Here is an 8,856-nt window from a genome sequence, read left to right on the forward strand (position 1 = left end):
ATAATATCCAGCTCCCCTCGTTGAATTTTAAATATTACATTCTGCATAATTGAGTTATTTATAAGCAAACCGTATTAAACAAAAGCATCACAACCTGTACAAGATCACAATTACAAATAATCATTAAAATTAAATATAACTTATTTATTCACATAATACGGCGCTGTCATTATTTTGACAGCATCCATTCATACCCAGCAAGAGTGCCTAGAATACCGCTAATACCAAGGGGTTCATGCAAGTCGAAATCTTGACATTTTGGATTAACATCACACTTTACCACTAGAAAAATGCATAAAAACGCATATCCACGTCTTTAAGTCATATCTGTAGCTTATTGAATAGGAAGAACTAATTCTGTAGCGTGATGCCACAAAATTTTGGTGGACGTCACGTGCTCGTAACTAATTCAATATTCAAACCGCTTGTCATCGCATGCCTAGTTAGCATATCGGTGCCGGTTTTAGCTCAGCCCTACTTATATATCGAGGGCTATGGAAAAACCGAGTCGCAAGCAGCGACAGATGCAAAGCAGCAATTAGCTTTGAGAATTTACAGCACTGTGGATGTGTCTGAAAAAAATAGACAAGTAAAAAATAATAGTGATGTTGATAGTTATTATTCGCTTGAATCTAATATCACTACGCTACCTATCAGCGTACAAAATATGGAAGCGATGAAGTCACAATGTGATGATTTCGGATGTAACTACCAATTCAGAGTCAACAAAGATATATGGGTTGACCAATTATCTCGTGATATTAATAAGCAACACCAGCTCGTTCAACAATATATAACTTACCAAAATAACGACTGGAAAAGCGCGGTATTCACCAACAAAGCCCAAACCTTATTGAGCAATAGTCACCAGTCAATTTTAGTTTTGTCATCGTTAAATAATGATGTAGCGGAAACATTTAATGAACAGCAAATAGTACTCGAGCGTAATACGATTGACCGTGTTCAAAACATCAGTATCTCTATTCGCTCTGCTTCCGACATGTACTCATCGCAATTAAAAGCATTACTAACTCAAAAAATTGGGGCTGCTTCACAAGGCGACATCATTATTTATGTCAAAGGGAATGTAAGAAAAGGCCGACAGAACAATACTTTCATCGCCAAACAAGACCTAATTTTGCAAGTCTTTGAAGCTAGAAACCCTAATGTGGTGGTTAGCCAAAAGATTTTATCGGAGATAGGACAGTCTTCGACCAGTAAAGAGCAAGCACTTGATGCCGCTCATACAAAAATAACAGCACAACTCAATAAAAATTCTATTTACACACTCTTGAATTAAAGGCGCTCAAAATGCTAAAGAAAACAATCCTTGCAGGTTTAGTCGTATCCGTTCTGGCTGGTTGTTCATCAATCCCAGGAATGGAATCAGCCACCGTAGACCGTGAAGCGGCAAGCAAGGAACTGACTCAGAACTGTAAAGAACTAGGTAAAGAGTTCACGCCTGTATCATTCGCCGTTGATAAAGCATCAAAAGTGATGGTGTCACTGCAAGAACGTCAATGTTCAGTGTTTAATGACTACCGTACGCTTGCTTCTAAGCACGGTGATGTTGCTGGTTTCTTAGCGGTGAACGCAGAGAAGTCTGACGAAGAGCTACGTGTTGCAATGAACGAGTTCGATGCAGGTAAGCCAACGAATAAGAAGATTGCACCGCAAGTAGAAGCTTACAAAAAAGCGTCTGACGCAATCTTCAAGAAAAACGTAAAACTTGCTACAGATATCGCACTTCAAGCTGCTGAGTTAACGATCATCGCAACTCAAAATGCAGCAGCACTAGCGCAAGATTCTGCAGGTGGTGCAATGACTAGCATGCTAGCGGCTATCTCAAACGAGCAAGCAGATGAAGCAAGTGAAGAGAAAAAAGTACCCGTTGTTGAAGCTTACCATGAGATGGAAGCTCGCTCTATCCTAGCGCTAGATGCAAACTCATTGATCTCAATGGATAAAAACACAATCGAACAGCTTGAGAACCTAGACAAAGTTGTTGCTGACAAAGTGAAATCATAATGAAGTTTTCTCGAATTGCCGGTTTAGTGACAGCTGCAATTGCGTTAGCTGGTTGTCAGAGCAATCAAGGCAGCCAAACGTATTCAGTAGAAAGCAATGCGGGAAATTCATCGCTGATTATCGGCAAATCAGCACACGAATTTAGCAGTGAAGATATTGAAGTACCAGCGTACTTCAATACTCAGGGTCTTCAGTTCTGCACCTATGAAGCAGAAGAGAAAGATACTCGCTGCCCACTCGCAAAAAAAACAATTCGTTTGTATTTTGGTGATGTGAAAACGGATGTGAATGAAAACCTTCAAGGCAAGTCTGCTGATGTTTTCAATTCTATGCATTCAAGCATTGGCAAATTCCAAACTAAAGCGTTAGAAAACACCTTAGAAAACCAGTTTGCGGGCGTCAATCGCTTCCGTATTCTGACGCGCGACACAGCTTCTGTTAACGCTGCAATGGAAGAGATCCTGGCAGATGAAGGTGCTGTAAACGTAGCAAAAAAAGCGGGTAGTCGCGGTAAGTTATCGACTGATTACATCATGAAAGTCGACGTACTCAAAACAGCGGATATGTTGTTTGGTTCAACCCAGTCTTTATTCCAAACATCGATGGAAATGACGACAGGTGTGATTGACCCATACACCCGTGAAAAATTGAGCTACCCGAATATCGGTAAGATCCGCGTTTCTAACTTCGATGTACGTGACAAAGACAGCTACACCACAGTGATTGCGAACGGCGACTACTACCGCGGTTTCAATTACACCAGTGGTAAAGATGTTGATGCCGTTCTTAATGAAATGTCATCACGCGGTTTCGATATTATGTTGACGCGTCTGCTTAAGGAAATGCCAGCTACTGCTCAAGTTATGGGTATCAAAGGCGATCGTATTTCATTAGACCGTGGCCAAAATGCAGGCGTATTGCCTAATGAAACCATGGTGGTATTTGAATACAGCGCAGGTTTTGTTGAGCCAATTGGTGTTGCTACCGTTAACCCGAGCCAACAAAGTGCCCAAGGCAAAATTGTTCGTTGGAAAGACAGCAGCACAGCAGATGAAGTGAAAGACATTGCAGAGAAAGGGATTTATCGCCCAGATCGCCAACGTCGCATCTTCGCTGTAAGTGTTGGTGTACCAATGGAGTTTATGAAGGAACGTAGTACATGGGCGGCAAAAGGTTAAGCAAAAGCTTTGCCATTAGTACCTTATTTGTATGTATGTCCGTTCCTGCATTGGAATTAGATAAGAGCCAGCCTACGCTGGCTCTTGTTGAACAAGGCTGTGCATATGGTCGAGGAGCAATGGCCATTGAGTCAGCAAAAGCTGATGGTTTAAATAATCTTCGCTTGTTTTTACAAGGTGAAGTCTCGGTTTCTTTTTCGACTGAAGATAGTGCTTTAATTGACGACCAATTTGATCAACAAAACCGAGACTTACTGCTAACAGGTATTGCAGCAGGCAATATCCATGCAGATTTCAGTGCACCTGAAATTCAAGGGGATGATACCTGTGTTACTGTGCGTCTGACTCCTGCACTCGATGCGGGTTTTGCCAATAATAATGACGGAATCGAGTGGGATGACTCACCGGTTGTCTCAGTTGTGGTTATCGGTGAAGGTAACAAAAGCACTAAAAACGCTCTAAGTGCCAGACAAGCTGCAGAACAAGATGCTTTCAAACGTGCAATCAGCCAAGTGCTTGGTGTGATGGTCAAATCTGGCTACATGCAGCAGTCTTACTCTGCCATGTCAGCGACAGAAAGCAGCGATGATTTCAACTTACAAGAAATCGCAACGCAGTCACTCTCGATGCAATCTCAAGGCATGATTTCCAGTTGGAATGAAATTTCTTATCAGAAAAATCCCAACGGCTCAGTCACCATCACGCTTGATGTGTCTGTCGAGCGTCAAAAGATGGAAGAGAAAATAACAAGATTGATCAAAAGCCTCGGCCAACCTTCTATCTATGTTGATGCACAGCTCCCAATCGTAAAAACCACATTTTCAAATGCACTCGCTGATATGGGCTTTGATCTTGCTTCAAACCCAGCGCAGTCCAGTGTCATTCTTGATGTAAAAGAAACCCAAAAAGTAACACCTTCTGGCCTTCAGCTTGATCTTGCGGCAACCGTGCTCGATCGCGCAGGCAACCGCTATGGCAGTTGGCACAACGATCCGACCTTCATGACGCTACCGAACAAAGCAGGCATGCTCAATGAACTCGCCGCCGTTCACCTTGCAGTAGAAGCTAATCAGATTGCACTAAAACGCCAACTTCATACGTCGGTACAAACAATGGCTAGCCGTGGTGGACCTATTCGTGAGCTTATTTTTTCTAAAAAAGCCGCAGGTAAACAGGGTCAACTTTATCGTTTAATTGGCGCTATGAACGGGGTTTCCGATATTAAATTAAGCCAACAGGCTGGCAATATCGTTATCCAACTAAGATCGCTCAACGATGCCAGTGATTTAGCCCAATACATTGAACCCACGTTGCGTATCCATCAGCCAAACTACCGTTCGAAACTTAATGTACTTAACGAATACCAAATCAGAGTACTTTAAGCGTCACCCCAATAGGATTTTTCATGTTTAAAAAAACATTATTGTCGCTCGTACTAGCGACAGCATTTAGCTCAGCGCATGCCAACGTTGATTTTGATCTCAACGACCTAGTGCCAGCAACCGCTCCTGCAGCAGAAGCTCAGGCTGTTGATACTTCTGCAGTGAAAGAGGTCGGTGATATTATTGTTGCTGAAGATCCCAAAGCCGCAGTATTAGTCGCTCACCAAAGTCTGATTGAAGAAGAAGGTGATGGCGTAAAAATGATTGCTGTCAGCTCTGGCATCGGTATTTTATCAACGGGTTCTGGTAGCTATAACCTTTATGAAAACCGTAATGCTACCTTGCTATCAAAGCGTGCGGCTTACATGACAGCATTACAAATTGCTAAAAAACAACTGGTTGAAAACCTAGAAGGCATGCAGAACCAGTGTGAAACTGTTGTTGATGCATCAATGGATATGATCGACAGTGGCACAGACAGTTTAGCAAATACCGCAAGCGCAATGGCTGATAACTGTTCTGAATCAGTAAGTGGCGCTATTGCAGGTTACGTAACATTTGATGTGTATGACGATCCTGAGGAACAATTTGTTCGTGTTAGCTTAATTTCAACGCCTAAAACACGTGAACAGACCAAACGCCAAGTTGGCGCTCTAACGCAAACAACAGCACCAAACGTTATCTTCAAGCAAATTATCAATGACTTGCAATCAGGAATCATGCCCCCTGTTGGTGCGAAAGTGATCACTAACCCAGATTCAGGCGAGTCTTATGTAATGGGCTTTGGCTCTTCCATTATTCGTACCAACAGCAATAAAAACGTGCAGCGTAAACTGTTGTCGGCGGCGAAATCTCAGTCACAAACTAAAGCACGTAACGCGTTAATCGCAACCATGCAGGGTGATAAAGTCTTCTGGGAAGGTAGCTCGGATGAAATGCAATCTGAAGAGAATAATCAATTTAACTACCACCCAGACACGCTAGATCCAAAACAAGTCACAGCCCTTGGTGAAACCAAGCACGAGTTCATAAATCAATTTAAACAAACGGACTCTTACAAAACGATCGCACAAGGTAAAGTGCCACCGGGCGTATCAGTGAAAAACTTCAAATCAAGCGATGGCGATTGGATGCTAGCGGTCGCGATTTACGCACCATCACTGGAAGCGGTAGCAACAAAAGCAGCAGCTGAAAATAAAAAACGTGTACGCGAAGGTCAGCAAGCGGGTACCAGCCACAAAATTAATTCACAAGGTGGGTTAAACAATAGTGGCACTAATTCACAAGGTCCGTCAGGCCAAGTGAGCAGCGTCAATGATCTGTAATCACAGAGCATTATTACTGGCAGGCTTTTTTAGCCTGCCAGTAATGGCAACCACCAGCAGTCAATGGGAGTTTGCCGGAACGAGGTACCAAGTAGAAGGCGAAAGCCCGATTTACACTGTGCATGCCGCACGGAAAAGTCACAGCACAACCAAACAAATAAAAACGCTCTGTCGCCGCGGCTTAGCATTACCGCTTCGTGCTGAATATGAAAATAAATTAATCGCTAACAATCTGATTGAAAAGCCCTTTTCAAGCTGGCCAGTGACTAATTTAAGCTATGAGTTAACTGACCTTTCCTTTTTCGACGTTAGTAAAAAACAAGCTTCTTGCTCTGCGCGTATAACAGATACTGGTAAAGCCTCCAACTTACAAGCCACTGCATTAAGTTACGCCATCGCTTATTACTCAACGCAGCAGAACAGCCAACTAAAAACACTATTACCATATTTAATGAAAGAGCCTCAGGTATCCATGGATGCTGCGAGCTTAATCACCCTAGTTTTAAGCCAGCAAGATCAGTCCAAAGCGCAAGCCTACTTTGATCAATACGTTGATATTTCGAAAGTTAAAACAGACACCATCACGTTGTGGCTAGCCCATTGGCAAAAAGATCTTGGCGACTTAGGGACGAGTAAACAATTGATCGCCCATTGCCAAAGTGCTGCTTGTCAGCACTTGTCATTACAAATTGACGATGCCATCGCATTAGAAGAAGAAAACTCTGCCGATGATTTGTCATCTTATTTCTAAGCCTCACCTCTACAAGGACTACTTATGTTGATAACACTTCGACAAGGTTTGTTAGCCCTTAGCATCAACCTAATACTTGTAGGTGGTGCTCACGCTAATGACCCTTTTGCGGAATTAGATCAGGAAGTTAATCAGTTATCGGCGGATCATACCGACGAGTTTAATCTGTGGTACGCCGAGCATATTCGTGAATTTAATGCATGGCAGATGGCCAATCTGGCAGAGTGGGATAAACAAAATAAAGCGTCAATGACCAGTTGGGGCGATACCAAAACACCGTCTCAAGATACCATTGTTATCTATGATCAAACACAACAAGCACGCACTGTGGTTGATCTCGCTAGCGGTGACGTCACGATCAGCTATAAGCTGCACGAAAATGCCGCTGAAAACCCAGATAAATCCGCGATGATCAATCAAATTATCGAAGATAACACTGAGCTATTCGAAACTGTAGGCCTAGTGAAACATGTTGAACCCGCTTCAGCACAAGAAATAGAAGTGACTGAAGTTGCGATTAAGCAAGCAGAGCTAGATACAGTAAAACAAGCGATAAAGGCTCAGACAGAACGCCAAATGAGTCAGCTTGATATCTACGTCGAACAAGACACTGTCATCGCTGATGAGCAGCAGAAAGCACAAATCATAGCCGCTGAAAAAAAGGCCATGATAGCGAATGAAAACCAGCGGATTGCTAGAGCCGAACAAGAATTTCGTCAAACGCAATCAGCATTTAAACAAACCCCAATGAAGCTCGTGTCGTATCAAGTTCGCATCCCTGAAACGGCGGTATCAAACCGTGCTAATCGCTACATGCCGTACATTACTCAAGAAAGTGAGAAGCACGAGATTCCAGTACCTTTAGTGCTCGCCATCATGCACACAGAGTCTCACTTTAATCCGAAAGCGAAATCCCATGTACCAGCTTATGGCTTAATGCAGATTGTCCCAACAAGCGCAGGCCATGATGTTAACAAACTTTATCGTGGCAAAAATAAGCCTATGCGTGCCAGTGAGCTTTATGATCCGAAGACCAATATTGAAACTGGCGCTGCGTATTTAAGCATCTTGCAAGATCGTTACTTACGCGGCATCAAAGATCCAAAAAGTTCGATGTACAGCGTGATTGCAGCCTACAACACAGGCTCAGGTAATGTGGCTAAAGCCTTCGGTGAGCGAAGTGTCAGGGCTGCAGTGAAAAAAATTAACACCATGACATCAAAGCAGGTGTACCAGCAGCTAATTACCAATCTTCCTTACGAAGAAACACGTAACTACCTAAAGAAAGTTAATAAACAAGTACAAAACTACCAACAGCCACCATCTTACTCGATGATTTAAAATAAGAGCAGAATATGAAAAAGAATGTCTTATACGCGGCAGTGATCGCAACGCTAATGACAGGTTGTGCAACACAAGAATCCAATAATACAGCTACAGCACCTGCGACCAATGTAGTGGCAAACGTTGCTGACATCCCTGAGTGGGTGCTAAACCCAAGCTCGGCGAATGGTTTCGCGGCGTCAAACTGTGTGAAATACACCGGTAACTTCTCGGTTGATCGTAACCATGCCGTGTCATTAACCCGTAATGCACTAGCACAAAACATGGATCTTAAAGCTAACGTGCTTGAGAAGACCTACCAGAAGATGGATAGTGCATCGGGCGAAACATCGACAGGCACCTCTTTCGAGCAAATAGCTAAGCAAATTACCAGCGTGTCACTGCAAAAGAGTCAAATCGAGAAAGTGAAGATCGTCAATATTGCAGGCGTGCCACAAGTTTGCTCGCTTGTGACTATCCCTAAGGTGGAATCTGAAAAAGCCTTCACCAATATGGTAAACAGCTCAGGCCCGATCGACCCTTCGGATAAAGCTGCGTTGTATAAAGAATTCATGAGCCAAAAAACAACGGCTGAACTAGAACAACAAGTAAAAACGTTAGCCAATGACGAAACAACAAACAATGACCTAGCACCCGCGAAGGCATAACATTTCCGTTGTTCCTCTCCCCCCTTAAATAGGAAAAGCCGCTTAGTCAGCTTTTTCTATTTATTACCGCAATTTTCCTCTCAATCCTATCGTTATTTATCTTCTATATCTTTTCGTCAATCTTTACGAAGATCTTGTTACAGCACTCTCGATATGCACTTGATATAACATCAAATAAATATAACTAACTACTTGTTATAT

The 8,856-nt window shown here is 42.9% G+C and carries 8 protein-coding genes; all 8 read left to right on the forward strand.

Annotated elements, in window-relative coordinates; translation table 11 throughout:
• The first annotated feature begins 367 nt into the window (after nucleotides 1-367).
• From ASV53_RS20745 to ASV53_RS20780, 8 genes are read left to right on the forward strand one after another with little or no spacing between them, the layout of a single operon-like run.
• Entirely contained in the window at nucleotides 368-1,300 is a 933-nt protein-coding gene (locus tag ASV53_RS20745) for a hypothetical protein (protein WP_239928871.1), read from the forward strand.
• An 11-nt stretch (nucleotides 1,301-1,311) separates the two neighbouring features.
• Nucleotides 1,312-2,028, forward strand: a complete 717-nt coding sequence (locus ASV53_RS20750) for a hypothetical protein (RefSeq protein ID WP_094958497.1) — start codon at nucleotides 1,312-1,314, stop codon at nucleotides 2,026-2,028.
• Entirely contained in the window at nucleotides 2,028-3,206 is a 1,179-nt protein-coding gene (locus ASV53_RS20755; RefSeq protein ID WP_094958498.1) for a hypothetical protein, read from the forward strand. The genes ASV53_RS20750 and ASV53_RS20755 overlap by 1 nt, the downstream gene beginning before the upstream one ends.
• Nucleotides 3,188-4,588: a hypothetical protein gene (locus ASV53_RS20760; RefSeq protein WP_094958499.1), complete on the forward strand. Its 1,401-nt coding sequence runs from the start codon at nucleotides 3,188-3,190 to the stop codon at nucleotides 4,586-4,588. Before ASV53_RS20755 ends, ASV53_RS20760 begins: the two co-directional genes overlap by 19 nt.
• 23 nt (nucleotides 4,589-4,611) lie before the next feature.
• On the forward strand, nucleotides 4,612-5,913 hold the full coding sequence (locus ASV53_RS20765; RefSeq protein ID WP_094958500.1) for a hypothetical protein: 1,302 nt from the start codon (nucleotides 4,612-4,614) through the stop codon (nucleotides 5,911-5,913).
• A complete protein-coding gene (locus tag ASV53_RS20770) occupies nucleotides 5,903-6,664 on the forward strand; it encodes a hypothetical protein (RefSeq protein ID WP_094958501.1) in 762 nt (253 codons plus the stop codon). Before ASV53_RS20765 ends, ASV53_RS20770 begins: the two co-directional genes overlap by 11 nt.
• A gap of 24 nt (nucleotides 6,665-6,688) precedes the next feature.
• Nucleotides 6,689-8,005 carry a transglycosylase SLT domain-containing protein gene (locus ASV53_RS20775; RefSeq protein ID WP_094958502.1) on the forward strand — a complete coding sequence of 439 codons (1,317 nt, stop codon included), beginning with the start codon at nucleotides 6,689-6,691 and terminating at the stop codon, nucleotides 8,003-8,005.
• A gap of 14 nt (nucleotides 8,006-8,019) precedes the next feature.
• Nucleotides 8,020-8,655: a hypothetical protein gene (locus ASV53_RS20780; RefSeq protein WP_094958503.1), complete on the forward strand. Its 636-nt coding sequence runs from the start codon at nucleotides 8,020-8,022 to the stop codon at nucleotides 8,653-8,655.
• Nucleotides 8,656-8,856 lie beyond the last annotated feature (201 nt).

This window comes from Photobacterium sanguinicancri, from assembly GCF_002265265.1.
Lineage (GTDB): Bacteria > Pseudomonadota > Gammaproteobacteria > Enterobacterales > Vibrionaceae > Photobacterium > Photobacterium sanguinicancri.